Here is a 24,033-nt window from a genome sequence, read left to right on the forward strand (position 1 = left end):
CTCCCTTCCCCAGCGGAGCATCCTAAGTGGACATCGGCCGCGGGGGAAACGGTTCGCGGGAAACCCCTGGTCCTCAAGCCGTGGCGACGGCCTCCTCCGCGGACACCGCGTGCGGCTGGATCTCGCCGTCGCGGATCTGCTCGGCGAAGTGGCAGGCCACCCGGTGCCCCGGTGCGAGCTCCCGCAGCTGGGGGCGTTCGGTGTCGCAGCGCTCGGCCTGCCGCCACGGGCAGCGGGTGTGGAACCGGCAGCCGGTCGGCGGGTTCGCGGGCGAGGGCAGGTCGCCGGTGAGCAGGATCTGCTCGCGGCCGTCCTCGACCTGCGGGTCCGGCACCGGCACCGCCGACAGCAGCGCCTTCGAGTACGGGTGCAGCGGCTCCGCGTACAACGAGTCCGATGTGGACTCCTCGACGATGCCGCCCAGGTACATCACCCCGACCCGGTCGGCGATGTGCCGCACCACCGCGAGGTCGTGCGCGATGACCAGGTAGGTCAGCCCGAACTCCTCCTGCAGGTCCTCCAGCAGGTTGAGCACCTGCGCCTGCACCGACACGTCCAGCGCCGACACCGGCTCGTCGGCCACCACCAGGTCCGGGCCGACCGACAGCGCGCGGGCGATGCCGATGCGCTGCCGCTGACCGCCGGAGAACTCGTGCGGGTACTTGCGCAGCGCGGTCGCCGGCAGGCCCACCGCGTCGAGCAGCTCCCGCAGCCGCTCGTCCGTGGCTCGCTTGTCACCGGCGAGGCCGTGCGCCCGCATCCCCTCCACCAGCAGCGATTCCACCGACTGGCGCGGGTCGAGCGAGGACAGCGGGTCCTGGAAGACCATCTGCATCCGCTGCCGCATCCGGCGCAGCTTCTCGCCCTTCATGCCGGACAGGTCGGTGCCGTCGAAGACGACCTTCCCGCCGGTGGGCTTCTCCAGCCGCAGCACCGCGCGTCCCAGAGTCGACTTCCCGCACCCGGATTCGCCGACGAGACCGTAGGTCTCACCGCGGTGGATCGTCAGCGAGACGCCGTCGACGGCGTAGACGTGCCCCACGGTCCGATCCAGCACGACCCCCTTCTTGATGGGGAAGTGCACCTTCACGTCGTCGAGGTCGACGAGCACGTCCTCGCTCATGACGCCTCCATGCTGTTCGAGATCGGCTCGCGGACCGGGTTGTGGCAGCGCAGGAATCGCCCGGACGCGTCGACGCTGACCTCGGGCGTCTCCCGCTCGCACACCTCGATCGCGTTCGGGCAGCGCGGGCAGAACGCGCACCCGGTGTCCCACGGGATGTTGTCGGCCACCGACCCCGCGATCGGCGAAAGGCGTTGCCCGCGAGGTGAATCCAACCGCGGGATCGAGGCCAGCAGGCCGGCCGTGTAGGGGTGCTTGGGACGGGCGAACAGCTCGTGCCGCGCCGCCCGCTCCACCACGCGACCGCCGTAGAGCACGTTCACCTCGTCGCACAACCCCGCCACCACGCCGAGATCGTGCGTGATCATGATCAGCGCGGTGTCGGTCTCGGCCACCAGGTCCGACAGCAGCTGCAGGATCTGCGCCTGGATCGTCACGTCCAGCGCCGTCGTCGGCTCGTCGGCGATGAGCAGCCGCGGCTTGCAGGCCAGCGCCATCGCGATCAGCGCCCGCTGCCGCATCCCGCCGGAGAGCTGGTGCGGGTACTCCTTCAGCCGCCGCCCCGGGTCCGGGATGCCGACCTTGCGCAGCAGCTCCTCGGCCTCCGGCATCGCCTCCTTGCGGGGCAGGCCCCGGTGCCGCTCGATGACCTCGGAGACCTGCAACCCGATGGGCACCACCGGGTTCAGCGAGGTCAGCGGGTCCTGGAACACCATGCTCAGGTCCTTGCCGCGCCGCGCCTCGAGCTCCTTCCTCGGCAGCGACAGCAGATCCGTGCCGTCGAAGGTCACCGACCCCGACACCTCCGCGCCGCGCGGCGGCAGCAGGCCCATGATCGCCAGCGAGGTCACCGACTTGCCGCAGCCGGACTCGCCGACCAGGCCGACCGTCCTGCCCGGCTCGACGTCGAAGGAGATCCCGTCCACCGCGGTCACCGGCGGCTCGCCCTTGCGGGCGAAGACCACGGAGAGATCGCGAACTTCCAGCAGTGCCATTGCCCTCTCCCTCACCGGCGCCGCTTCGGGTCGAGCGCGTCGCGCAGCGACTCGCCGACCAGCGTGAACCCGAAAGCGACCAGGATGATGCACCCGGCCGGCCAGAACGCCAGCTGCGGGTGCGAGTCGATGATGTTCTGCGCGCCGCCGAGCATCTGCCCCCACTCGGGCACCGAGTCGTCAGCCGCGCCCAGCCCGAGGAACGACAGCGCCGCCGCGTCGATGATCGCCACCGCCAGCACCAGCGTGGCCTGCACGATCACCGGGCCCAGCGCGTTCGGCAGCATGTGCCGGAACACGATCGCGCTCTCCTTCACCCCGAGCGCCCGCGCCGCCAGCACGTGGTCGCTGGCCCGCTGGGCCAGCATCGTGCCGCGCAACAACCGCCCGAAGATGGGGATCTGCACGATCGCCACCGCCAGGATCACGGTGAACTGGGTCTGCTCGGCGAACAGCGCGCCGATCGACACCGCCAGCAGCAGCGACGGCACCGACAGCATCACGTCGGCGATGCGCATGACCACCGCGTCCACCCAGCCGCCGAAGGCGCCCGCGAGCAGGCCGAGCACCAGCCCGCCGCCGAGCCCGATGACCGTGGCCAGCACCGCCACCAGCAGCGTCTGCTGCGATCCGAGCAGCAACCGCGACAGCAGGTCCCGGCCGTACTGGTCACCGCCGAGCGGAAAACCGGGCTGCGCGGGCGGAATCGCGTTCTCGGCCCGGGAGACCTGGGATTCCAGCAGGCGCTGCGCCGGGTCGTGCGGGGCGAGCACCGGCGCCAGCAGGGCCAACAGCACGAACGCCACGATGACGATCCCGCCGACGATGAACACCGGGTTGCGGCGCAGTCGCCGCCACGCCGACGCGGCGAGGCTGACCCCGGCGTCGGAGGCCGTGTCCGCCAGCGCGTCGAGCTTGTCCTTGCGCTGCGTGTTGAGCACCATCGTCCCTCACCGTGTCCGCAGTCGGGGGTCGATCAACGCGTACGAGAGGTCGACGACCAGGTTGACCAGCACGTAGACCATCGCCGACGCCAGGATCACCACCTGCAGCACCGGGAAGTCCTTGCGCTCGAAGCCGAGCGCGACGGCCTGGCCGATGCCCGCGATGTTGAACACCCGCTCGGTCAGCACCGCGCCCGCCAGCAGCGCGCCCGTCTGCAGACCGATCGTGGTGACCACCGGCAGCATCGCGTTGTGCAGGATGTGCCTGCGCCGGATCACCATCTGCCCCAGGCCCTTCGCGCGCGCGGTGCGCACGTAGTCCTCGTCCATCACGTCGAGCACCGCGGCCCGGGTGATCCGGAAGATCACCGCGAATGGGATCGTCGACAGCGCGATCGCGGGCAGGATGAGGTGCACGAACGCGTTCCAGGAGGCGTCCCACTCGCGGGTCAGCAGCCCGTCGAGGATGTAGAAGCCGGTGACCCGGGTGGCGTTGATCGCCGAGTCCTGCCGCCCGGACGCGGGCAGCGCGCCGAGCTCGATGGCGAAGACGAACTTCAGCAGGAACGCCAGGAAGAACACCGGCACCGCGACGCCCACCAGCGACCAGGTGATGCTCAGGTTGTCCAGCCAGCCGCCGCGCTTGCGGGCCGCCAGGTAGCCCAGCGGGATGCCGACGGCGACCGCCAGGATCAGCGCCAGGACGGACAGCTCCAGCGTCGCCGGGAAGCGGGTCAGGAACACCTCCAGCGCGGAGTCACCGCGCTGCACCCCGGTCGACGTGCCGAAATCGCCGGTGACGGCGCGGCCCAGGAACTTGAAGTACTGCACGAAGATCGGCTGGTCCAGCCCGAGGTCCTTCTCGAGCTGCGCCCGCGCGGCCGGTGTGGCGCGGTCGCCCAGCAGGGCCGACACCGGCCCGCCCGGCAGCATCCGCAGCCAGGCGAACAGCAGCATCGACAGGACGAAGACGACCAGCACCAGCTGCGCCAGCCGTCGAATGGTGAAGCGGAGCACGCGAAAACCCCCGTGTTCAAGTCAGCGACCCGCGGCGTCGCGCGCGAGACCGCTCGGGTCTCGCGCGCGACGCCGGTGGGATCACTGATCCGAGACGCTCACCGAGGCGAACTCCTCGGCGGTCAGCGGCGAGGGCACCAGGCCCTGCACGCGCGGGCTGGTCACGATCGCCGGCGGCGAGTGCGACAGCGGCACCGCGGGCAGGTACTCGGACAGCAGCTTGCGGTTGATGTCCTGGTACATCGCGGTGCGCTTGGCCTCGTCCGGCTCCGAGTCGGCCGCCCGCAGCTGCTCCGCCAGCTGCTCGCCCCACGGCGACGCCGCCGTGTAGAAGCGGTTGGTGGGGGTGCCGAAGAAGGTGCCGATGAAGTTGTCCGGCGTGTTGTAGTCACCGGTCCAGCCGAGCAGGAAGATGTCGGCCTTGGCGTTGTCGATGTCGTCGATGTAGCCGCCGTTCCACGGCTTGCTCACCGGGTTGACGGTGATGCCGGCTTCGCGCAGGTCCTCGGCGAGGGCGTTGTAGATGCCCTGCGGGTCCGGCATGTAGGGCCGGGTGACCTCGGTCGGCCAGTAGAAGTTCAGCGTCAGGTTCGACGCGCCCGCCTCGGCCAGCAGCTGCTTGGCCTTGGCCGGGTCGTGCGGGTACTGCTGCACGTCGGGCGCGTAGCCGTCGACGTTGTCCGGGTAGAACTGGGTCGCGACCGAGGCGCCTTCCGGCATGTTCGCCTTGACCAGCGTCTCCCGGTCCACCGCGTACGCCAGCGCCTGCCGCACCTTGAGGTTCTGCAGCGCCGGGTTGTTCTTCTGGGTGATGCCCAGGTACATGATGTTGAACGGGTCGCGGACCTCGACGTTGTTTCCCGCGTCGCGCAGCGCCTTGAGGTCGGCGGCGTTCGGGAAGTCGTAGGCGTCGATGGAGCCGGACTCCAGCTCCTGCTTGCGGACCGTCTCGTCCGGGATGATCCGGAAGATCAGCTCCTGGACCTTGGCCTTGTCGCCCCAGTACTGGTCGTTGCGGACCATCTTGATGGTGCCGTTGGACTGGTCGTAGGAGTCGAACTTGAACGGGCCGGTGCCGGTCGGGTGGGCCTTGGCGTACTCGGGGTAGACGAAGCTGTCGCCCTGCGCCTTGACGTCGTTGGCCTTGTACTGCTCCATCGCCGTCGGCGACTGCATGCTGAACGACGGCAGCCCCAGCAGGTCCGGGAACTTCGACGTCGCGCGGGTCAGGTGCACGACCGCGGTCGTCGGGTCCGGGTTCTCGCAGTTCTGGAACAGCGAGGGGGCCTTGCCGTCGGCGAAGCCGCCGAAGTTCTCGATCCAGTAGTAGGACAGGGCGTTGTTCTGCCCGGCCCCGGTCTGGGTGTACCAGCGCTGGAAGTTCTTGCAGACCGCGTCGGAGTTGAAGTCCGTGCCGTCGTGGAACTTCACGCCGCTGCGCAGCTTGAACGTCCAGGTCTTGCCGTCCGGGGAGTGCTCCCAGCTCTCGGCCAGCGCCGGTTCGACCTCCACCGAGCCCGGCTTGAAGTTGACCAGGCCCTCCATCATCTGCCGGGTGACGCGGAAGGTCTCCCCGTCGGAGGCGTAGAAGGGGTCGAACAGGTCCGGGGCCCCGGCCGCACCGAAGGTGAGGGTGCCGCCTTCGCCACCGCCGGCGCCGCGCTCGGATTGCGCGCAGCCCGCCAGGGAGGCCGCCGCGGTCAACGCGATGCCGACCGCGAGGATCCGACGTAAACCGCGGGTTCCGCCGCGTCGCGTCGATGGAGCTCTACTCATTGGATTTACCCACCCGTTTGTGTCCATAGGCAGCAGAGTTCCGTGAGAGTAACCCTCGAAAGGAGGGGAATGGAACATTCGAGGTTACGATCTCGCTACTTAGGCGATCCTCACCAAACGGGCAGCAACCGGACAAAGGAAAGCGCTTGCCAGAACTGCGAGATCTGCGCTAAACGCGGGCGAATAGTGGAAGTCATCCGCCCAGTCAAGGCTCTGGCGACTTGTTTCCTCGCGACGCAGGACGGCGCCTGACCTCCCGAGAAACCGAGAGGAAAGGCGCCGCCCTTTCGAGTATTGAATTGTTCGCGTTTCCGGGACTCGCGACTACTACATCGAACGACGACCGGACAGCGCCCGGCCGAGCGTCAATTCATCCGCGAACTCCAGGTCGCCACCCATCGGAAGTCCGGAAGCGAGTCGCGTGACGTTCAGCCCCGGGAAGTCCCGCAGCATCCGAACCAGATACGTCGCGGTCGCCTCGCCCTCGGTGTTCGGGTCCGTCGCGATGATCACCTCGGTGATCTCGTCCGTCCCGATCCGCGCCAGCAGCTCCCGGACCCGCAACTGGTCCGGCCCCACGCCCGACAGCGGATCCAGCGCACCGCCCAGCACGTGGTAGCGGCCCTTGAACTCGCGGGTGCGCTCCACCGCGAGCACGTCCTTGGGCTCCTCCACCACGCACACCAGCGTCTTGTCCCGCCGGGCGTCCCGGCAGATGCGGCAGGTCGGCTCCTCGGAGACGTTGCCGCAGACGTCGCAGAACACCACGCCCTCCTTGACCTGCTGCAGGACCTCCTGCAGCCGGGTCACGTCCGCCGGCTCCGCGGCCAGCAGGTGGAAGGCGATGCGCTGCGCGCTCTTCGGACCGATGCCGGGAAGGCGTCCCAGCTCATCGATCAAATCCTGTACCGGACCCTCGTACACGTCGACTCGCCCCGGATCACATGCCCGGCAGGCCCAGGTCGCCCAGGCCGCCGCCCAGGCCACCCGTCAGCGGGCCCATCTTCTGCGCCTGCAGCTCCTGCGCGGCCCGGTTCGCGTCGCGCACCGCCGCCACGACCAGGTCCGCCAGCGTCTCGGTGTCCTCCGGGTCGACCGCCTTCGGGTCGATCACCAGTCCCTTGAGCTCACCGGACCCGCTGACCGTCGCGGTCACCAGCCCACCGCTCGCGCTCCCGGTGACCTCCGCATCGGCGAGCTCCTGCTGCGCAGACATCAGCTGCTCCTGCATCTTCTGCGCCTGTTCCATGATCTGCTGCATGTTCGGCTGGCCACCTGGCTGCACCGTTGACTCCTCCGTAGGCCGGGCAAACACCCCCGGGAAGGGGCACAACTCCAGCGTAGAGGTTCGAGGCCGTTCACTCTGAACTCACCTCGCCCGGCGGTTCCACCGGGCGGGGCTCGGGTGTCTTGGTCGTCGTGACCGGACGTGAAAAGGTGCTCACGTGACGCTGGAGATCTCGCGGCTGCTGGAACTGACCACCTGGCGCGCGTTCGACGTGACCGACGACGGGCGGGTGCTCGCCGGCTGCGACGAGTCCGGATCCGTGCAGCTCGTGGAGCTCGCCGAGGACCGGCGCACCGAGCTCACCGCGCTGCCCGGCGCCGTGACCGGCCGCTACCTGCCCGGCGAGCGGGCCGTGGTGGTCCAGCACGACAGCGACGGCAACGAGCGCAGCCAGCTCTCGCTGCTGCGGCTCGACGACCGCCGCAGCAGGCCCGCCCCGCTGTCCGAACTGGAACCGCTGGTCCGCGACCCCCGGCACGTGCACCGGCTGCTCGACGTCCTGCCCGGCCGCATCGTCTACGCCACCAACCGCCGCAACGGCGTCGACTTCGACGTGATCATCCGCAGCGTCGTCACCGGCGAGGAGCACGTGGTCCACGACGGCGGCGGCATGGTCTCCGAGGTCTCGGTCTCCCCCGACTCGCGGTTCGCCGCGATCACCGTGCCCGCCGCGAAACCCCTGTCGGACCAGGTGATCCTCGCCGACACCATGCCCGAGACCGGCGCCGACCGGCGGCGCGAGCTCACCGGCCGCGACCTCGCCGCCCGGCACCTGCACCCCGGCTGGCACCCCGACGGGCTGATCGTGACCACCGACGCCGACCGCGACCGCACCGGCATCGCGCGCCTGGACCCGCGCACCGGCGAACGCCGCTGGCTGGTCACCTCCGACACCCACGACCTCAGCGGCAGGCTCTCCCCCAACGGCCGCACGCTGCTGGTCAGCACCGCCGACGACGGCGCGCACCGGCTCGCGCTGCACGACGCCGGGACCGGCGAGCACCTGATGGACCTGCCGCTGCCGACCGAGGGCTGGTGCGGCTACCCGCAGCCCGAACCCGTCTGGTCACCGGACTCCCGCTTCGCCGCCCTGTCGTTCAGCTCCCCCACCACCCCCGGTGACGTGCTGCTCGTCGACACGGCCACCGGGACCTGCAAGCCGCTCACCTTCTCGGCGGCGCAGCTGGCGGGCGAACGCCTCGCCGAACCCCACGTGCACCGGGTCCCGGCGCGCGACGGGCTGCGGATCCCGTGCTTCCGCTACGTCCCCGCCGAACCCGACGGCTCCGCGGTGCTGCTCATCCACGGCGGGCCCGAGAGCCAGTCGGTGCGCGCGTTCCACCCGCTGGTGCAGGCGATGGTCGCCCGCGGCCACACCGTGCTGGTGCCCAACGTCCGCGGCTCCACCGGCTACGGCAAGAGCTGGTACTCCGCCGACGACGCCCGCCGGCGGCTCGAAGCCGTCGACGACCTCGCCGACCTGCACAGATGGCTTCCCTCGATCGGTCTCGACCCCGCTCGCGCGGCCCTGTGGGGCGGGTCCTACGGCGGCTACATGGTGCTGGCGGGGCTCGCGTTCCAGCCCGAGCTGTGGGCCGCCGGCGTGGACATCGTGGGCATCTCCTCGCTGGTGACGTTCCTGGAGAACACCGCGCCCTACCGGCGCGCGCACCGCGAGCGCGAGTACGGCAGCCTCACCGCCGACGCCGACTTCCTGCGCGCCGCGTCCCCGCTCGACCACGCCTCCGCCATCGCCGCGCCGCTGTTCGTGCTGCACGGCGCCAACGATCCCCGGGTGCCGCTGAGCGAGGCCGAGCAGATCGCGGAAGCCGTGCGCGCCAACGGCGTTCCGTGCGAGCTGCACGTCTACCCCGACGAGGGGCACGGCCTGGCCAAGCGCGCCAACCGGCTCGACGCCTACCCGAGAGCGCTGGACTTCCTGCGCCGAACGCTGAGCTGAGCTCAGCCCTCGATCCGGCGGGCGCCCATCACGCGCTCGAACATCTCCACGGCCCTGGCATCCGGGTCGGGGCCGATGCGCGCGCCCGGCTCCATCGGCGAGGACTCGGCCATCATCGACTCCGCGTCCTCCTCGTCCTGCGGCTCCGGCTCGGGCTTGCGCTCGGGTTCCGGGGGCGGCGGGACGTCGTCCGGCGGCGGGGGCTCCTCGTCCGGCGGTTCCGGCGGGGGCGGGATGTCGTCGGGCTCCGGCGGGCGCGGCACCGAACCACCGCGCGCACCACCGGCGTTGCGCTGCTGACCGTTGCCGGACGGCTTGGCCTCCGGCTGCTCGGGGCGCTCGGCGGGCTGCGGCCGCTCGGGCCGGGACTGCTGCGGCTGCGCGGGCGCTTCCCGGCGCTGCGGCGGCTGCGGGGGCTGCTTCGGCGGGGCGGCCGGGCGCGCCGGCGGGGCCGCTCCGGCCTCGACGCACTGGATCTCCCAGTCGCCGCCGACGACCTCGCGCAGCGCCTCCTTGACGAAGTTCAGGCGCCGCTCCTGCGCGAGCTGCTTGACCAGCCCGGACGTCGGCATCGACAGCACCAGGGCGCCGTCGTTGAGGTCCTGCACGGTGGCGTTGAGCAGCAGCGCCTGCGTCGGCCGGTTGCGCTTGGCCACGCCCTGCAGCACGTCGGTCCACACCCGGCGCACGGCGGCGGCGTCGAACCCGCTCGGCGCGGACGCCGCCGGAGCCGCGGCGGGCGCGGGCTCGGGTTCCGGCGGACGCTGCAGCTGAGCGGGCTGGGCTGGCTGGGCGGGCTGAGCGGCCGGGGGCTGAGGTGCCGCGGGCTGAGCGGCCGGGCGCTCCGGCTCCGGGGCCGGTTTCCGCTGCGGCGCAGGGGTTTCCGCCGGTGCGGGCGCGGGTGTCTCCTGCGCGGCGGCCTCGGCGGCGGCGCGCTCGTGCGGCCGCTGGAAGACCCGCTTCGGCTTGTCGCCCTCGGACGCGGCGGGCGCCGGGGCACCGGCCTCGGCGGCCGGGGCCTCGCCCGGGGCGATGGTCATCCGGCGCTCGACGCGCTCGAGTCGTTGCAGCAGCGCGGTTTCCGAGTCGGACACGGCGGGCAGCAGCATCCGCGCGCACAGCAGTTCCAGCAGCAGCCGCGGTGCCGTGGCGCCGCGCATCTCGGACAGTCCGGTGTGGACGATCTCGGCGAACCGGGACAGCGTCGCCGCGCCCAGCTGCTCGGCCTGCTGCTGCATCCGGGCCAGCTCGTCGCCCTGGGTCTCGACGAGCCCGCGCTCGCCCGCGTCGGGCACCGAGCTGAGCAGCACCAGGTCGCGCAGCCGGTCCAGCAGGTCGGAGCCGAAGCGGCGCGGGTCGTGCCCGGCCTCCACCAGCTTCTCGACCGTGCCGTAGACCGACGCGGCGTCGCCCGCGGCGAGCGCGTCGACCATGTCGTCGATGAGCGCGACGTCGGTGACGCCGAGCAGCGCCACGGCCCGCTCGTAGGTCACGCCCTCGTCCCCGGCACCGGCCAGCAGCTGGTCGAGCACGCTCAGCGTGTCGCGCGCCGAACCGCCACCGGCCCGGATGACCAGCGGGTACACCGCGGGCTCGACCTTCACGCCCTCGTCGGCGCAGATGCGCTCGGTCAGCTCGCGCATCACCCCGGGCGGCATCAGCCGGAACGGGTAGTGGTGGGTCCGGGACCGGATGGTGGTGAGCACCTTGTCCGGCTCGGTGGTGGCGAAGACGAAGATCAGGTGCTCGGGCGGCTCCTCCACGATCTTCAGCAGGGCGTTGAAGCCCTGCGTGGTGACCATGTGGGCCTCGTCGATGATGAAGATCCGGTACCGCGACTGGGCCGGCGCGAAGAACGCGCGGTCCCGCAGCTCGCGGGTGTCGTCCACACCACCGTGGCTGGCCGCGTCGAGCTCGACGACGTCGACGCTGCCGCCGCCCTCGGGCGCGAGCGCCACGCACGAGTCGCACTCGCCGCACGGGTCCGCGGTCGGGCCCTGGGCGCAGTTCAGCGACCGGGCCAGGATGCGCGCGCTGGAGGTCTTGCCGCAGCCGCGAGGCCCGGAGAACAGGTAGGCGTGGTTGATCCGCCCGGCGGCCAGCGCGGTCCGCAACGGCTCGGTGACGTGTTCCTGCCCGGCGACCTCAGCGAAGGTCGCCGGACGGTACTTGCGGTAAAGGGCGAGCGCCACGGTCGGAACCCTACGCGGTCGGACTGACAACTCGGACGAGGGTGAGCTTCCCCCGGAAAGTAAGGGGACCCCGTGCACCCGTCAGAGCCCGCTTACCCTTGCTGCCTTCCGGCCCTGGGGGAGTTCACAGGATGGACGCCGCACGAGGTCCACGGACAGTGTACCCAGACGCCGCCGGGACCCGGAAAGCCGGGGGCCGCGATCTCCGGCCCCGGCGCTCCGGCCCCCCATCCGATGCTCTGAAGTCCCCTGATAGGCTTCCGCACGGAGGATTGGCCGAGCGGCCTAAGGCGCACGATTGGAAATCGTGTTGGGTTAATAGCCCTCACGGGTTCGAATCCCGTATCCTCCGCTCGCGAAGAGCCCCGGACCCCGCGGTCCGGGGCTCTTTCTCATTCCGGGCTCTCATCGTTCGAGCAGGTTGAGCAGAACTTGGGACTCGGCGCGGAGCTGGTCGGCGCGCGCGGTGTGCTCCGCGGTCAGCCGCGAGGCGGCGTCGATGCGCTCGTCGGCTTCTCGCCGCACGACTTCAGCAACCTCGGCCTCGCCGAGCTCGCGGCGGGCGACCTCGGTCGTCCCGGCACCGACCGAGGCCTCTTCGACGGCGACCCCGCGCAGCTGGTGATCATCGGCCGGCACGGCCTCGGCGTTGTCCACCGCGGCGAGGGCGGAACGCAGCACGCCCAACGCGACGCGGTCCCGAGACCGCATCGCCTCCTTCAGCTCCTGACGCAACCGCTCCCGAAGAGACACCCCAGCAACCTAAGCCCACCCACCAAACCCCTCAACCGAATTCCACCGACTCAAACGCCCTCGATCCAGTACTTCTGCACCCGATCGACCGCCTCGTCCTTGGACATGGCGGCCACCACCCGCTCGTCGAGCCCGACACGGCGAACCAAGAGGTGCACGAGCTCGGCGGGCAGGGCTTCACGCGGCGGTGTTGGCTGCCCTCGATCCGGCTTGATCCGGTCTTGCACGCATTTCCAGAACACGCCTTCCTCGACCTCGAGCTGATCGCGCAGGATGTGACCCCAGATGCTCTTGCCGTAAGCGCTCCGGTCCACGGGGTGCGAGATCCGCGTGCGCAGGACGCGACCATCGGCGAGCCCGAGTTCGTAGGTCACGTGGTGGGTCCCCGACCTGCCCCGAGCATCGCGGACGCGCACCCACTCCTCGACCCGGCAGAAGGTGTCGTGGCGCTGACGAGTCGGCTGCGGCCACCTCATCGCGTCGAACCGACGAGCCACTCGGTCAGCCGCTCGTCATCGCTCAAGGCGATCAGCTGGACAAGGCCCCAGTTCTCGCGATGGTTGGGGGCGTCGAGCAAGCGCTCCTGCCAGTCCTCGGCGTATTCGCGGAGAGCATCGACCATCTCCGCGATCGCCTCGTCGAACGTCGCACCGTCCGCCGCGACCGGCAGGCCGGGGATGAACACCGACCACCCGTCGGCCTCCGGCACGACCTGAGCGCGCGAAGGCACCAGCGAAGTCAGGAAATGCCGCAGCCGCTCGACATCGACGACGGCCGTCGTGGCCGAATCCCGCCGCACCGTGGCCACCTGCCCTCGCTCGGCAGCGTCCAGCAGGTCCTTCAGATGCACCCGCGCATCGGTGTAGCTGTCGTAGTGAACAGCAGACATGGCGCACTCCCCCTCGACCCGGTCCACCACCACTCTGCCCATCTGCGAAAAGTACGTCAAGTACGCGACGTACTTCCAGGCCTTGGGTGGATCTTCACCGGATCGGGGAGACGCGCGGAGACGCCGACACCACTTCGATCAACGCCCCCGGACATGCAAAAGGGCCGGTCCCGATGGGACCGGCCCTCTGCCGAGCGGTAGCGGTGGGATTCGAACCCACGGTGGCTGTTAACCACACGCGCTTTCGAGGCGCGCTCCTTAGGCCGCTCGGACACGCTACCGCCGATAAGGCTACCGGCACCCCTCTCCCGCCCTGCGAAGGGGGGTCGCCCGGAGCGCTCCCGGAGTCGTCACCCCAGGTCACCTCGGGCGTGACTCCGGGAGGGGGTCAGTTTTAGTGAAAACTGTCCGGGCAAAACGGACATTGATCATGGGTGATTCGAGGAAAAACTGCCCCCTGGTGACGCTCACGCCCCCGGAGGCCGCCCACGATGCGGCGTGAAGAAGGACTCGAGGAGGGCTGCGGACTCGTCGGCGAGGACGCCGCCGACCACCTCCGGGCGGTGGTTGAGCCGGTTGTCCCGGACGACGTCCCAGAGGGAGCCGACCGCGCCGGTGCGCGGCTCCCACACCCCGAACACGACCCGCGCCACCCGGGACAGCACGAGCGCGCCCGCGCACATCGTGCAGGGCTCGACGGTGACCGCGAGGGTGCAGCCCTCCAGCCGCCAGCCGTCGCCGTGCGCCCGCGCGGCGGCGCGCAGGGCCAGGACCTCGGCGTGGGCGGTGGGGTCGCCGTCGGCTTCACGGCGGTTGCGGGCCTCGGCGAGCACCCGGCCTTCGGCGTCGGCGACGACGGCGCCGATCGGCACGTCCCCGGTGGCCGGTGCGTCGGCCGCCGCCCGCAACGCGGCCCGCACCAGCTCGACGTCGCCGGCGCGGACCTCGGTGGTGTTCACCGCACCATCTTCTCCAACAGCGCCCCGAAGTCGTCACCGAACCCGCAGCGCTGGGCGATCATCTCCAGCTGCTCGTCCGGGTAGAGGTCGACCTCCTCGATGATGACCAGCAGCTCGCCCTCGGGAAGTCCCAGGTCGGACAGGACCGCGAGGTTGCCCTCCGGCCAGACCTCCTCGTCGTCCTCGTCGGGAGGATCGACGCGCAGCAGGTCGAGCACGTCGGCGGCGATGTCGTAGTCCAGCGCCGCGGCGGCGTCGGACACCAGCAGGTCCACCCCGCCTGGCACCGGCCTGATCAGCACGAAGAACTCGTCGTCCACATTGCACATTCCGAACACCGCGCCGGTGGAACGCAGCTCGCGCAACGCCGTGATGCAGGCGTCGAGGCCGGTCAGCACCGAGTTGTCCATCGCGCTGCACCGCCACCGCCCGTCTTCTCGGACCACGGCGACGGCGAAGCCAGCGACCGGCTCCTGCACCGTCATGGAGACACCGTAAAGCGTACGAAGGCCACCCGAAAGCACTATTGCGGCGGTCATAACCATCCGGGGACGGATTGCGCTCAACCGGGTGCGTGCGAATCGGCGTCGTCGGGCAGGATGGACGGATGCGTGCCGTGTGCGTGATCGGACTGGGACTCATCGGCGGATCCGTGCTGCGGGCCGCGTCCGGCGCCGGGCGCCCCGCGTGGGGCTCGACCGCGTCGGAAGCGGATGCCGCCGCAGCTCGCGACGAGGGTTTCGAGGTGCTCGAAACCGATGCGGCGCTGCGCCGGGCAAAGCAGGAGGACGCGCTGGTGGTGATCGCGGTGCCGCTGACGGCGGTCCGCGAGGTGCTGCGCACGATCGCCGAGATCCACCCGGGCGCGTGGCTCACCGACGTGGTGAGTGTGAAGGACCCGGTCGACTTCGAGGTCCGCAAGCTCGCGCCGAACGCCCGCTACGCCGGTGGTCACCCGATGGCGGGAACCTCGGCCTCGGGTTTCGCCGCCGGATCGGGTGAGCTGTTCCGGGGTGCCGCGTGGGCGGTGACGATCGAGGAGGCCACCACGATCGAGGCGTGGCGCGAGGCCGCGCAGCTGGCGCTGGACTGCGGCGCCCACGTGGTCCCGACCGGCGCCGCGGCTCACGACGACTCGGTGGCCCGGATCTCGCACCTGCCGCACCTGTTCGCGGCGATCCTGGCGACGGTCGGCGCGGACGGCGGCCCGCTGGCGCTGTCGCTGGCGGCGGGCTCGTTCCGGGACGCGACCCGGGTGGCGGGCAGCAACCCGGAGCTGGTGCGCGCCATGACCGAGGGCAACAAGGCCGCCCTGCTCGACGCGGTCGACGACGCCCTGGGACGCCTGGGCGCGGCCCGCGGCTCGCTGGCCTCCACCGGAGGCCTCAAGTCCACACTGGACTCCGGCCACGAAGCCCGGAACCGCCTCGAAGCGGTCGCCGCGGGCGAGGGCACCACGACCTCGACGGTCCGCCTCCGCCCCGAAGCCCTCCCCCGCCTCCGCGACCTCGGAGAACTGGGCGGCAGGGTCACCGGAATCAACGAAGACCAAGCAACCACCGAAGTCCCAGTGGGCTAAGAGAAACACCAACCCACGCCAGGCAAGCACCGAAGGTGCTTCCTCTTTCACCACCTAAGCAACTGGCACCGCCGCGGGTTCTGAGCGCTTTCGTGGCGAGTACGCCGTGACGCCGTGTATTGGCATACATAAGGAGCGGCGCACGGAGTCCACGGAAGCGCTCAGGTTCCGCTACCCGCACCGCCAAGCAAAACGACCACAGCCAGTAGACAAAGCAAAAAGAAGAGGTCGCCCTGTGCGTGGGGGCGACCTCTTCTATGGTGCGCTGCGACCACTGGTCGGGACTTCCTCGCGGTCCCGCTGCCAGCTTCGGCCGGAGCGCAGTTGCCGGTGCGCGTCACTGACCGGGCGGGGGCTGCTCCTGGTCTCCGCCTCCGAAGAAGCCCTTGCCCTTCTCGACGGCCTGGTCGACCTGCTCCTCGTGGCCGAACTTCTCCTTGGCCATCTCGCCGGCCTTGTCCATGCCCTGCTCGACCTTGTCGCCGTGCTCTTCGCCGAGGTTCTGCAGCTTGTCCTTGAAGTCTCCGAAGCCCATGGTGCTCCTTCCCAGGCTTTGTGAAAAGCCTTGTCGGCCGCTCTCGGCGAAGCTAAGCCCGTTCGCCTCTTCCCGCTCGGCGCAACGCCTCATTGTTAACTTGTTCGAGTGAGTCCTTGTGCGTGTCGTGCGGCGGGTCTACCGTGAAGTGACCGCGTGACCGGATCGGCAATTCTGGTCACCAAGTCACGGAGGAGCGCCATGCCCCAGCCCACCGACCGAGCCGACCGCATCCTCGACGCGGCGGCGGAGCTCGTGGTCCGGATGGGCTTCCGCAAGGTCACCATCGACGACATCGCGCGCCGGGCCGAGGTCGGCAAGGGCACCGTCTACCTGCACTGGCGCACCAAGGAGGAGCTGTTCGAAGCGCTGATCATGCGCGAATCGATCGGCCTGCTCAACGACCTGACGGAAGCGATGCGCGCCGACCCCGCCGAGGCGCGGCCGCACCGCTTCTTCCGCCGCAGCTTCCTGCTCACCGTGCGCGACCCGCTGATGAAAGCCCTGGTCACCGGGGACACCGAACTCCTCGGCAACTTCAAGCGGTTCGCGCGCAACGGAGAGGCGCAGCGCTTCCGCGACCGCTACCGCGAGCTGATCGTCAAGCACCGCCTGCTGCGCGACGACCTGCCGGACGCGTACCTGGCGCTCACCGCCACCGCGACCGGCTTCCACCTCACCGACACCATCAACCCGGACTTCGCCGCCCTCACCGACGAGGCCAAGGCGGACGCGCTAGAGCACACCGTCCGCGCCGCCTTCGAGCCCGCGGGCGAACCCGACCCCGATTCGCTGGCCACCGTGGCGAGCGAGGTCGGCGACCTCTTCGACGAGCTCAACGCGCAGTTCCGGGAGTGGATCTACACACCACCACGCAGCGGCTGACACCCGGCCGCGATCGGGGGTACGACATGACCGCACTGGCCGACACCTGGGGGATCAACGCGGCGCAGTTCTGGTTGCGCGGCGAACGGCCGGACCGCGAGGTCCGCTACGACGAGAGCACCGGCATGTGGGAGGTCCACGGCTACCCGGAGATCCTGCGCGCGCTCAGCGACCCGGCCACGTTCTCCTCGCACACCCAGCGACTCGTCCCGGAAGCCGCTGGGTTCTCCGAGGGCAACCTGGTCCAGATGGACCCGCCGGACCACCAGAAGCTGCGGAAGCTGGTCAGCCACGCCTTCACGCCGAAGGTGGTGGCCGACCTCGAACCCCGCATCGCCGGGCTCACCACCGAGCTGATGGACGGCATGGGAGAGCGGACCGAGCTGGTCGCCGACCTGGCCTACCCGCTGCCGGTGATCGTCATCGCCGAGCTGCTCGGCGTGCCGGCGAGCGACCGCGACCGGTTCAAGCGGTGGGTGGACGGAATGTTCAACTCCACCAACAAGGTCTCGCTCAAGGAGCGCTCGCCGGAGGACGAGGAGTACTTCAACTCGGCGATGGAGCTCGTCGGCGAACTCGTCGCCTACCTCGGCGAGCACGTCCGCGAGCGGCGGCAACGGCCTCGCGAGGACCTGCTGACCAAGCTGGTCGAGGCCGAGGTGGACGGGGTGCGGCTCAGCGACGCCGAGATCACCAACTTCGGCATGGTCCTGCTGGTCGCCGGGCACATCACGACCACGATGCTGCTGGGGAACGCGCTGCTGTGCCTGGACGCGCACCCGGACCAGTTCGAGCGGGTCCGGGCGGACCGGTCGCTGGTGCCGCACGCGATCGAGGAGTCGCTGCGGTTCCTGAGCCCGTTCGCGGCGGTGTCGCGGGTGACCGAGACCGACACCGAGCTCGGCGGTGTCCGGATCCCGGCGGATCAGATGCTGCTGCTGTGGGTGGCCGCCGCCAACCGCGATCCCCGGCAGTTCGCCGACCCGAACGTCTTCGACGTCACCCGGGACCCGAACCCGCAGCTCGGCTTCGGCCGCGGCATCCACTTCTGCCTCGGCGCCCCGCTGGCCCGGCTGGAGGGCCGGATCGCGCTGAACCTCCTGCTGGACCGCTTCCCGCGGCTGCGCACCGATCCCGACGACGCCCCGCGGTTCCTCCCGAGCCCCAACATGACCGGGGTCAGCAGGCTGCCGCTGCTGCTGTCCTGAACGCCGGCCGCCGTGCCGCGCGGATCGCGGGTCCGCGCGGCACGGGCGCTGGGGCGCCTGCGCGATCGGGAAATCCTGAACGTCACCGTCCGGGGACACCTCTACGCCTGGTGCGAGAGGTGAACCGGCTTTCGCGAAGGCATCTCACCCCCAAACCACACTTTCGAAGTCGTTTTCAACACCCAATGTGACAACGAGCGAAAGCAAGCGATTCGCTAGGCGAACTAAGTTGCTACAAACGACGGTTCGCAAGGCAAACACTTTCCGGTGAACCCCCCGTCCGCGAATCAGCGACCTCAGGGCACGCCAGGTACACCTTGAATTGCCCGATTTCGGGTCAGCCTGATCCAGAAATGTCAACGGGTAAGCCGAATTGGAAGGAAAGCAATTATGCGCTCGCTGATTCGTCCCATCGTTGTCGGCGCGTTCATCCTCCCCCTCGCCTTCGCCGGGGCCGGCCTGGCCTCCGCCGGAGAGACGGCGACGCAGCCCCGCGGCGGGACCTGCCACCACTTCGCCTGCAACCACTGGTGGACCAACGTCGAGGACAACGACACCGACACCTCTGTGATCAACGCGGGCATCATGGGCTGACCACCGCAGACCGAGGCCCCGCCGGCAACCCGGCGGGGCCTCACCCACGCTCCCACCTCACGCCGGCCCCTCAGCGGCCGGCGCTCCCGCGAAACGTCGCGCGGTAGGCGCTCGGCGAAACGCCGAGTTCGCACTGCAAGTGCTGACGCAGCGATGCGGACGTCCCGAATCCGCATTCGCTCGCAATTGTCTCAACCGGAAGGTCTGTTTCCTCCAATAGTTGCCGGGCGCGTTCGACGCGTTGCTGAGCAATCCACTGCAATGGAGAAATTCCGACTTCTTCCCGGAATCGCCTGGTGAACGTCCGCACGCTCAACGCCTCCCGCGCCGCGAGCTCCCGCAACACCAGCGGCCGCCCCAAGTTCTCCAACGCCCACTCCCGAACCCGCCCCGTCGTCGACACCCGCGGTTCCGGCACCGGCCGGCGGATGTACTGGGCCTGACCGCCCTCCCGGTGCGGCGGGACGACGGTGGTGCGCGCGACGTCGTTGGCCACCGCCGCCCCGTGGTCGCGGCGGATGAGGTGCAGGCACAGGTCGATGCCGGACGCCTCCCCCGCCGAGGTCAGCACGTTCCCGTCGTCGGTGTAGAGCACGTCCGGATCCAGGTCGACCTGTGGGAACAACCTCCGGAAGTGCTCGCTGGACTTCCAGTGTGTGGTCGCCCTCCGGCCGTCGAGCATCCCGGCGGCGGCCAGCACGAAGGCACCCGTGCAGATCGACGCGATCCGCGCGTCGCCGGGGATGCGGGCGAGCGCGGCGGCCAGGTCGACGGGCAGGCGGCCTTCCAGCTCGGTCTCGTCCGGCTCGTGGCTGGCCGGCAGCACCACCGTGCGCGCGTCGTCCAGCGCCTCGGGTCCGCGTTCGACGTGGATCGGGAAGTCCGCGTCGGTGCGGATCACGCCGGGCACGACGGCACAGGTCACGACCTCGTACAGCGGTTCGCCGGAAGGCGAGCGGGCGCTGCCGAACAGCTGGTGCACCAGCCCGAGCTCCATCGGCATCACGCCGTCGCGGACCAGCACCGCCACCCGAGTCGACATGGCCCGATCCTTGCACATGTTGGCCATCGGGCCACTGTTCCCGAGCGTCGCCGGCTCGCAGGGTGAGGTCATGCCTCTCCATCGAGCCTGGTGGGTCGCCGCGGTGACCGCCCTGATCATCATCGGCGCCGGTGCCTGCGCGACGACCGCGGGACTGCTGGTGACACCGCTGCACCACGAGTTCGGCTGGTCGCACGGCACGATCAGCGCGGCCGCCTCGGTGAACCTCGTGCTGTACGGGCTGACCGCCCCGTTCGGCGCCGCCGCGATGGACCGCTTCGGCCTGCGCCGGACGGTCACCGCCGCCCTGCTGCTGATCGCGTGCGGCGCCGCGCTCACCACGTGGATGACCGCTGCCTGGCAGTTCGTGCTCGGTTGGGGCGTGCTGGTCGGAACCGGGTGCGGGGCGCTGGCGACCACGTTCGCCGCGCTGGTGGCCGACCGCTGGTTCGCGGCCCGGCGCGGTCTGGTGTCGGGCGTGCTCACCGCCGCCACGGTCTTCGGCCAGTTCGCGCTGCTGCCGGTGTTCGCGCTGCTGACCGACTTCGACCGCCGCGCGGCGACCGGCGCGCTGGTGGGGATCGCGCTGCTGGTCGCCCCGCTCGCCTGGGCGGTGCTCCGGGACAGTCCCGCCGACGTCGGCCTGCTCCCCTACGGCGCGACGCGACCTGTCCCGCGACCACCGACCGCCCCATTGAGCCGCGCGGTGCGCGCCCTACCGCTGCGCCGAGGCTCCTTCTGGCTGCTCGCGAGCGCTTTCGCGATCTGCGGGGCGTCGACGAACGGCATCATGTGGACCCACTTCACCCCGGCCGCCCACGATCACGGGATGCCGGTCGGCATCGCGTCCTCGCTGCTGGCGGTCGTCGGCGTGGTCAACGTGCTGGGCACGGTCGGCTCCGGATGGCTCACCGACCGGCTCGACCCGCGGCTGCTGCTGACCGCGTGCTTCGCGCTGCGCGGGGTCTCGCTGGCCCTGCTGCCCTGGCTGTTCGGACCGGTCGTGCGGCCGGGGATGGTCGCGTTCGTGGTGGTGTTCGGCCTGCTCGACGTGGCCACGGTCCCGCCGATCATCGCCCTGTGCCGAAGGCTCCACGGCGCCGACGGCCCGATCGTCTTCGGCTGGATCAACGTCGCCCACCAGCTCGGCGCCGGAGCTCTCGCCTTCCTCGGCGGCCTCGTCCGGGACGTCGCGGGCGGCTACGCGCCGCTCTGGCCCGCTGCCGGAGCGCTGTGCCTGATCGCGGCGGTCCTGGTGCTGCGGATTCCTGCTACCTTGCGCGGATCGGCTCCTCGCGAGCTCGCCGGGGATCGCGCGCGGTGCTGACGCCGCTCTCCTTCAGTGGATCCGCCCCCGGGCGCTCGCGAGGAGCCGATGCGCGCGAGTCGATGACGGAGCTCCCGACTCGCCCGTATCGTCCTGTTATGCGGAATTCGAGTGTTCGGATCGTCACGGCCGTCGCCGGTGCCGTCTTCGCGCTCGGCGCGACCGCCGGGTGCGACTTCGCCCAGCCCCCGCAGCAGGAGGACCAGCAGGAGCAGCAGGACGGCGACCAGCAGCAAGACGACCAGCAGCAGGACGGCGAGCAGGACGACGGCGGGGATCAGGACGACGGCTGACCACCACCGCATCGCAGCCGAGAGCCCCTGACGGGTGTCACCTGTCAGGGGCTCTCGGTGTTGGGGTCAGCTGCCGCCGTTGGTGACGGCGCGCTCGATGCGCTTGCCGATGTCCTCGTCGATGTTGCGCCAGTACTCGAAGGCGCGCTGCAGGACCGGTTCGGTGACGCCGTCGAGCAGGTGACCGGCCACGTTGGACACCAGCCGGGCGCGGGCGTCGTCGTCGAACACCTCGCGGACCATCGTGCCCGCCTGCCCGAAGTCGTCGTCATCGCGGCGCTTCGTGTAGGCGGCGTGCACCATCTCGCCGCTGGTGTGCCAGCCCGCGGGCTCGCCGTAGCGCGCCGTGTCGGCTTCCGGCCCGCCGTAGGAGTTCGGCGCGTACACCGGGTCGGAGACCTTGTTGACCCGCATCACGCCGTCCTTGCTGTAGCTGTGCACCGGGATGGCGGCCGAGTTGACCGGGATCTGCTTGTAGTTCGCGCCCAGCCGCGCCCGGTGCGCGTCGGCGTAGGAGAACAGCCGGGCCAGCAGCATCTTGTCCGGGCTCGGGCCGATGCCGGGAACCAGGTTGTTCGGCTCGAAAGCCGCCTGCTCGATCTCGGTGTGGTGATCGGTCGGGTTGCGGTTGAGCGTGAGCTTGCCGACCTCGATGAGCGGGTAGTCGCCGTGCGGCCACACCTTGGTCAGGTCGAACGGGTTGAACCGGTAGGTCTCGGCATCCTCGAACGGCATGATCTGCATCTTCAGCGTCCAGCTGGGGTACTCGCCCCGCTCGATCGACTCGTAGAGGTCGCGCTGGTGGTAGTCGCCGTCCGCGCCGGCCAGGTGGTCGGCCTCCTCCTGGGTCAGGCACTCGACGCCCTGGTCGGTCTTGAAGTGGTACTTCACCCAGAACTTCTGGCCCTGGGCGTTGACCCACATGTAGGTGTGGCTGGAGTAGCCGTTCATGTGCCGCCAGGTCTTCGGGATGCCCCGATCACCCATCAGCCAGGTCACCTGGTGCGCCGACTCCGGCGAGAGCGTCCAGAAGTCCCACTGCATGTTCTTGTCGCGCGAGTTGGTGTCGGCGCGCCGCTTCTGGGAGCGGATGAAGTGCTGGAACTTCATCGGGTCCCGCACGAAGAAGACCGGCGTGTTGTTGCCGACCATGTCGTAGTTGCCCTCGCTGGTGTAGAACTTCACCGCGAAGCCGCGCGGGTCGCGCCAGGTGTCGGGGCTGCCGCGCTCGCCCGCCACGGTCGAGAACCGGATCATCACGTCGGTCTCGGCACCGGGCTGGAACACGGCCGCCTTCGTGTAGGCGCTGACGTCGTTGGTCACCACGAACTTGCCGAACGCGCCGTTGCCCTTGGCGTGCGGCTGGCGCTCCGGGATGCGCTCCCGGTTGAACTGCGCCATCTGCTCGATCAGGTAGTTGTCCTGCAGCAGGATCGGACCGTCGGGCCCGACGGTCAAGGAGTGCTCATCGCTGGTGACCGGGATGCCCGCATCGGTCGTCGTCGCGGGTTTTCGATTCTGGTCGACCATCGTTCTTCGTCCCTCCGGTGGCAGCTCGGGTCGTTCAGGACGTCAGCGGGGGAAGACACACCCCATCACCCAGTGCACGCCCGACCCGGAAATCCGTCAAACGCAGCCGGCGACCTGAAGGGGTAGACCTATCGACGAATATGGAGGAGAGATCGATGGCTCGCCCTGTCCGTTTCATAACTTTTGTTGATATTGACGATTGGAACATCGGACCTGGACAGATCGCGATGTCCGCTCGGCACGATATGGAGCTCGACGACGGCGGACTGATACTGCTGTTGGACGACCGGGGGTGGGCCGGCATGGCGACTTGGTCCAGTCAGTCACCGACGGTGATTAGGGAAACCGCGCGGGCTGTGGTTGGCCCCGATGAGCCCTTCGGCGAATGGTCGCGCGAAGACATGGAAGCCGGCCATTGGAAGTTCGTCCAGCGACGTTGCCAAGAGCAGGGCGCCGACATCAGCATCGCCGAGCTTGAGCGACTGCCGCACGAAGTGGTCCTGAGCGACCGCTTGGTGGCGCTCTTAGACGAAAACAGGGGGTAATCCCGCGTCGGAGTGAGCTGATTTCCACTCTGAGAGCGGCGAGCACACCGGAAGCGGGCGGCAGGAAACACCCAGCGGTACGTACGTCAGCACGACACATGCGCGTCTGCCCGCGTCATGTTCAGGAACCGCCACGCGCTCTCACTGCGGCCGCCCGACTGGAGCACCACAGCGAGCAGACGCGCCTGAGGACCCGCAAAGCCGACCTGCGCACGGGCGACGTGCGATGTCGATCAGCCCTACGCGACGCCACCGCTACGGCGCGGGGATCGTGTCACTCCTCACAGCAAGCCAGGAAGTGCGGTCACCCGCTCGCCGGACGAGGCGAAAAGCAAGAAACCCCCTGCAAGAGGGGGTTTCTGCTGTCTCGACCAGACGTGCGCCCGTAGGGATTCGAACCCCAAACCTTCTGATCCGTAGTCAGATGCTCTATCCGTTGAGCTACGGGCGCTTGTTCAATTGTCGGGTCCCACCCTAGGGTAGGGCCCTTGCGGAGGCTCCGGGATTTGAACCCGGGAGGGGGCGTAACCCCCAACCGCATTAGCAGTGCGGCGCCATAGACCAGACTAGGCGAAGCCTCCCGGCGTCCTTCGCGGCCA

24 protein-coding genes, 4 tRNA genes and 1 other RNA gene are annotated in these 24,033 nt (G+C 69.9%); 9 read left to right on the forward strand and 20 right to left on the reverse strand.

The annotated features are described in order from the left end of the window. Nucleotides 1-73: 73 nt before the first annotated feature. The 7 genes from BM424_RS25355 to BM424_RS25385 form a co-directional block, all read right to left on the reverse strand. Nucleotides 74-1,123 (reverse strand): ABC transporter ATP-binding protein, encoded by a 1,050-nt coding sequence (locus BM424_RS25355; protein WP_093422954.1) that lies wholly within the window; start codon nucleotides 1,121-1,123, stop codon nucleotides 74-76. Then, on the reverse strand, nucleotides 1,120-2,118 hold the full coding sequence (locus tag BM424_RS25360) for an ABC transporter ATP-binding protein (RefSeq protein WP_093422957.1): 999 nt from the start codon (nucleotides 2,116-2,118) through the stop codon (nucleotides 1,120-1,122). The genes BM424_RS25355 and BM424_RS25360 overlap by 4 nt, the downstream gene beginning before the upstream one ends. Nucleotides 2,119-2,129: 11 nt before the next feature. After that, entirely contained in the window at nucleotides 2,130-3,062 is a 933-nt protein-coding gene (locus tag BM424_RS25365; protein ID WP_093422960.1) for an ABC transporter permease, read from the reverse strand. A gap of 6 nt (nucleotides 3,063-3,068) precedes the next feature. Then, complete coding sequence (locus BM424_RS25370; protein WP_093422963.1) at nucleotides 3,069-4,079, reverse strand: ABC transporter permease; 1,011 nt, start codon at nucleotides 4,077-4,079, stop codon at nucleotides 3,069-3,071. Between the two features lie 81 nt (nucleotides 4,080-4,160). Beyond that, complete coding sequence (locus BM424_RS25375; RefSeq protein WP_093422965.1) at nucleotides 4,161-5,855, reverse strand: ABC transporter substrate-binding protein; 1,695 nt, start codon at nucleotides 5,853-5,855, stop codon at nucleotides 4,161-4,163. 327 nt (nucleotides 5,856-6,182) lie between these two features. Continuing rightward, the gene (gene recR, locus BM424_RS25380; protein WP_093422968.1) at nucleotides 6,183-6,779 is read right to left on the reverse strand and encodes a recombination mediator RecR; all 597 of its coding nucleotides are present in this window, start codon (nucleotides 6,777-6,779) and stop codon (nucleotides 6,183-6,185) included. A gap of 16 nt (nucleotides 6,780-6,795) precedes the next feature. Continuing rightward, nucleotides 6,796-7,116, reverse strand: coding sequence for a YbaB/EbfC family nucleoid-associated protein (locus BM424_RS25385; RefSeq protein ID WP_217649836.1), 321 nt, complete (start codon nucleotides 7,114-7,116; stop codon nucleotides 6,796-6,798). 184 nt (nucleotides 7,117-7,300) lie between these two features. Here BM424_RS25385 and BM424_RS25390 point away from each other — a divergent pair, with 184 nt between their 5' ends. Continuing rightward, nucleotides 7,301-9,103 carry a S9 family peptidase gene (locus tag BM424_RS25390; protein WP_093422974.1) on the forward strand — a complete coding sequence of 601 codons (1,803 nt, stop codon included), beginning with the start codon at nucleotides 7,301-7,303 and terminating at the stop codon, nucleotides 9,101-9,103. A 2-nt stretch (nucleotides 9,104-9,105) separates the two neighbouring features. Here the strand turns inward: BM424_RS25390 and BM424_RS25395 are convergent, their stop codons facing one another. Together BM424_RS25395 and ffs are read right to left on the reverse strand one after the other, a co-directional pair. After that, nucleotides 9,106-11,295 (reverse strand): DNA polymerase III subunit gamma and tau, encoded by a 2,190-nt coding sequence (locus BM424_RS25395; RefSeq protein ID WP_093422977.1) that lies wholly within the window; start codon nucleotides 11,293-11,295, stop codon nucleotides 9,106-9,108. Nucleotides 11,296-11,354: 59 nt separating this feature from the next. Continuing rightward, an RNA gene (gene ffs, locus BM424_RS25400) (signal recognition particle sRNA small type) lies at nucleotides 11,355-11,449 on the reverse strand. Nucleotides 11,450-11,561: 112 nt separating this feature from the next. Between ffs and BM424_RS25405 the strand changes: the two genes are divergently transcribed. Beyond that, nucleotides 11,562-11,647: transfer RNA gene (locus tag BM424_RS25405), tRNA-Ser, on the forward strand. A 53-nt stretch (nucleotides 11,648-11,700) separates the two neighbouring features. Here the strand turns inward: BM424_RS25405 and BM424_RS25410 are convergent. From BM424_RS25410 to BM424_RS25435, 6 genes are all read right to left on the reverse strand, one after another. Then, nucleotides 11,701-12,006 (reverse strand): hypothetical protein, encoded by a 306-nt coding sequence (locus tag BM424_RS25410; RefSeq protein WP_093423170.1) that lies wholly within the window; start codon nucleotides 12,004-12,006, stop codon nucleotides 11,701-11,703. 92 nt (nucleotides 12,007-12,098) lie between these two features. Then, nucleotides 12,099-12,422, reverse strand: a complete 324-nt coding sequence (locus tag BM424_RS25415; RefSeq protein WP_245776120.1) for a cytotoxic translational repressor of toxin-antitoxin stability system — start codon at nucleotides 12,420-12,422, stop codon at nucleotides 12,099-12,101. Nucleotides 12,423-12,520: 98 nt separating this feature from the next. After that, nucleotides 12,521-12,979, reverse strand: a complete 459-nt coding sequence (locus tag BM424_RS25420; protein WP_245776121.1) for a prevent-host-death protein — start codon at nucleotides 12,977-12,979, stop codon at nucleotides 12,521-12,523. A gap of 153 nt (nucleotides 12,980-13,132) precedes the next feature. Then, nucleotides 13,133-13,218: transfer RNA gene (locus tag BM424_RS25425), tRNA-Ser, on the reverse strand. A gap of 186 nt (nucleotides 13,219-13,404) precedes the next feature. After that, entirely contained in the window at nucleotides 13,405-13,896 is a 492-nt protein-coding gene (locus BM424_RS25430) for a nucleoside deaminase (protein WP_093422980.1), read from the reverse strand. Further along, on the reverse strand, nucleotides 13,893-14,381 hold the full coding sequence (locus BM424_RS25435) for a tRNA adenosine deaminase-associated protein (RefSeq protein WP_093422983.1): 489 nt from the start codon (nucleotides 14,379-14,381) through the stop codon (nucleotides 13,893-13,895). Before BM424_RS25435 ends, BM424_RS25430 begins: the two co-directional genes overlap by 4 nt. A gap of 122 nt (nucleotides 14,382-14,503) precedes the next feature. Between BM424_RS25435 and BM424_RS25440 the strand changes: the two genes are divergently transcribed. Then, nucleotides 14,504-15,475 carry a prephenate dehydrogenase gene (locus BM424_RS25440; protein ID WP_093422986.1) on the forward strand — a complete coding sequence of 324 codons (972 nt, stop codon included), beginning with the start codon at nucleotides 14,504-14,506 and terminating at the stop codon, nucleotides 15,473-15,475. A 337-nt stretch (nucleotides 15,476-15,812) separates the two neighbouring features. Here the strand turns inward: BM424_RS25440 and BM424_RS25445 are convergent, their stop codons facing one another. After that, complete coding sequence (locus BM424_RS25445; protein WP_093422989.1) at nucleotides 15,813-16,010, reverse strand: antitoxin; 198 nt, start codon at nucleotides 16,008-16,010, stop codon at nucleotides 15,813-15,815. Nucleotides 16,011-16,211: 201 nt separating this feature from the next. On the opposite strand from BM424_RS25445, the gene BM424_RS25450 reads away from it, so the two are divergent. The 3 genes from BM424_RS25450 (at nucleotide 16,212) to BM424_RS25460 (ending at nucleotide 18,697) form a co-directional block, all read left to right on the forward strand. Beyond that, entirely contained in the window at nucleotides 16,212-16,895 is a 684-nt protein-coding gene (locus BM424_RS25450; RefSeq protein WP_093422991.1) for a TetR/AcrR family transcriptional regulator, read from the forward strand. A 26-nt stretch (nucleotides 16,896-16,921) separates the two neighbouring features. Beyond that, nucleotides 16,922-18,103 carry a cytochrome P450 gene (locus BM424_RS25455; protein ID WP_093422994.1) on the forward strand — a complete coding sequence of 394 codons (1,182 nt, stop codon included), beginning with the start codon at nucleotides 16,922-16,924 and terminating at the stop codon, nucleotides 18,101-18,103. A gap of 390 nt (nucleotides 18,104-18,493) precedes the next feature. Continuing rightward, nucleotides 18,494-18,697, forward strand: a complete 204-nt coding sequence (locus tag BM424_RS25460) for a hypothetical protein (RefSeq protein WP_093422997.1) — start codon at nucleotides 18,494-18,496, stop codon at nucleotides 18,695-18,697. 70 nt (nucleotides 18,698-18,767) lie between these two features. Here BM424_RS25460 and BM424_RS25465 read toward each other — a convergent pair whose 3' ends face one another. Next, complete coding sequence (locus tag BM424_RS25465; RefSeq protein WP_093422999.1) at nucleotides 18,768-19,766, reverse strand: GlxA family transcriptional regulator; 999 nt, start codon at nucleotides 19,764-19,766, stop codon at nucleotides 18,768-18,770. Nucleotides 19,767-19,809: 43 nt separating this feature from the next. Between BM424_RS25465 and BM424_RS25470 the strand changes: the two genes are divergently transcribed. Then, nucleotides 19,810-21,066: an MFS transporter gene (locus BM424_RS25470; RefSeq protein WP_093423002.1), complete on the forward strand. Its 1,257-nt coding sequence runs from the start codon at nucleotides 19,810-19,812 to the stop codon at nucleotides 21,064-21,066. A gap of 98 nt (nucleotides 21,067-21,164) precedes the next feature. Beyond that, a complete protein-coding gene (locus BM424_RS25475; RefSeq protein ID WP_245776122.1) occupies nucleotides 21,165-21,359 on the forward strand; it encodes a hypothetical protein in 195 nt (64 codons plus the stop codon). 66 nt (nucleotides 21,360-21,425) lie between these two features. Here the strand turns inward: BM424_RS25475 and BM424_RS25480 are convergent, their stop codons facing one another. After that, nucleotides 21,426-22,889 (reverse strand): catalase, encoded by a 1,464-nt coding sequence (locus BM424_RS25480; protein ID WP_093423008.1) that lies wholly within the window; start codon nucleotides 22,887-22,889, stop codon nucleotides 21,426-21,428. 155 nt (nucleotides 22,890-23,044) lie between these two features. Here BM424_RS25480 and BM424_RS25485 point away from each other — a divergent pair, with 155 nt between their 5' ends. Further along, complete coding sequence (locus BM424_RS25485) at nucleotides 23,045-23,434, forward strand: hypothetical protein (protein WP_245776123.1); 390 nt, start codon at nucleotides 23,045-23,047, stop codon at nucleotides 23,432-23,434. Nucleotides 23,435-23,812: 378 nt separating this feature from the next. Here BM424_RS25485 and BM424_RS25490 read toward each other — a convergent pair. Continuing rightward, nucleotides 23,813-23,885, reverse strand: a tRNA-Arg gene (locus BM424_RS25490). A gap of 40 nt (nucleotides 23,886-23,925) precedes the next feature. After that, nucleotides 23,926-24,015 (reverse strand) — tRNA-Ser (locus BM424_RS25495). Nucleotides 24,016-24,033: the final 18 nt, after the last annotated feature.

It is taken from the genome of Saccharopolyspora flava (assembly GCF_900116135.1).
Classification (GTDB): Bacteria; Actinomycetota; Actinomycetes; order Mycobacteriales; family Pseudonocardiaceae; genus Saccharopolyspora; species Saccharopolyspora flava.

Excerpts from the sequence above, each read along its gene's own strand:
- BM424_RS25435 (WP_093422983.1), bottom strand. The coding sequence starts at position 14,381 with ATGACGGTGCAGGAGCCGGTCGCTGGCTTCGCCGTCGCCGTGGTCCGA.
- BM424_RS25475 (WP_245776122.1), top strand. The coding sequence starts at position 21,165 with ATGCGGAATTCGAGTGTTCGGATCGTCACGGCCGTCGCCGGTGCCGTC.
- BM424_RS25365 (WP_093422960.1), bottom strand. The coding sequence starts at position 3,062 with ATGGTGCTCAACACGCAGCGCAAGGACAAGCTCGACGCGCTGGCGGAC.
- BM424_RS25460 (WP_093422997.1), top strand. The coding sequence starts at position 18,494 with ATGCGCTCGCTGATTCGTCCCATCGTTGTCGGCGCGTTCATCCTCCCC.
- BM424_RS25440 (WP_093422986.1), top strand. The coding sequence starts at position 14,504 with ATGCGTGCCGTGTGCGTGATCGGACTGGGACTCATCGGCGGATCCGTG.
- BM424_RS25445 (WP_093422989.1), bottom strand. The coding sequence starts at position 16,010 with ATGGGCTTCGGAGACTTCAAGGACAAGCTGCAGAACCTCGGCGAAGAG.
- BM424_RS25360 (WP_093422957.1), bottom strand. The coding sequence starts at position 2,118 with ATGGCACTGCTGGAAGTTCGCGATCTCTCCGTGGTCTTCGCCCGCAAG.
- BM424_RS25410 (WP_093423170.1), bottom strand. The coding sequence starts at position 12,006 with ATGCGGTCTCGGGACCGCGTCGCGTTGGGCGTGCTGCGTTCCGCCCTC.
- BM424_RS25465 (WP_093422999.1), bottom strand. The coding sequence starts at position 19,766 with ATGGCCAACATGTGCAAGGATCGGGCCATGTCGACTCGGGTGGCGGTG.
- BM424_RS25485 (WP_245776123.1), top strand. The coding sequence starts at position 23,045 with ATGGCTCGCCCTGTCCGTTTCATAACTTTTGTTGATATTGACGATTGG.
- BM424_RS25420 (WP_245776121.1), bottom strand. The coding sequence starts at position 12,979 with ATGGGCAGAGTGGTGGTGGACCGGGTCGAGGGGGAGTGCGCCATGTCT.
- BM424_RS25480 (WP_093423008.1), bottom strand. The coding sequence starts at position 22,889 with ATGGTCGACCAGAATCGAAAACCCGCGACGACGACCGATGCGGGCATC.
- BM424_RS25455 (WP_093422994.1), top strand. The coding sequence starts at position 16,922 with ATGACCGCACTGGCCGACACCTGGGGGATCAACGCGGCGCAGTTCTGG.
- BM424_RS25355 (WP_093422954.1), bottom strand. The coding sequence starts at position 1,123 with ATGAGCGAGGACGTGCTCGTCGACCTCGACGACGTGAAGGTGCACTTC.
- BM424_RS25375 (WP_093422965.1), bottom strand. The coding sequence starts at position 5,855 with ATGAGTAGAGCTCCATCGACGCGACGCGGCGGAACCCGCGGTTTACGT.
- BM424_RS25450 (WP_093422991.1), top strand. The coding sequence starts at position 16,212 with ATGCCCCAGCCCACCGACCGAGCCGACCGCATCCTCGACGCGGCGGCG.
- BM424_RS25385 (WP_217649836.1), bottom strand. The coding sequence starts at position 7,116 with ATGCAGCAGATCATGGAACAGGCGCAGAAGATGCAGGAGCAGCTGATG.
- BM424_RS25470 (WP_093423002.1), top strand. The coding sequence starts at position 19,810 with ATGCCTCTCCATCGAGCCTGGTGGGTCGCCGCGGTGACCGCCCTGATC.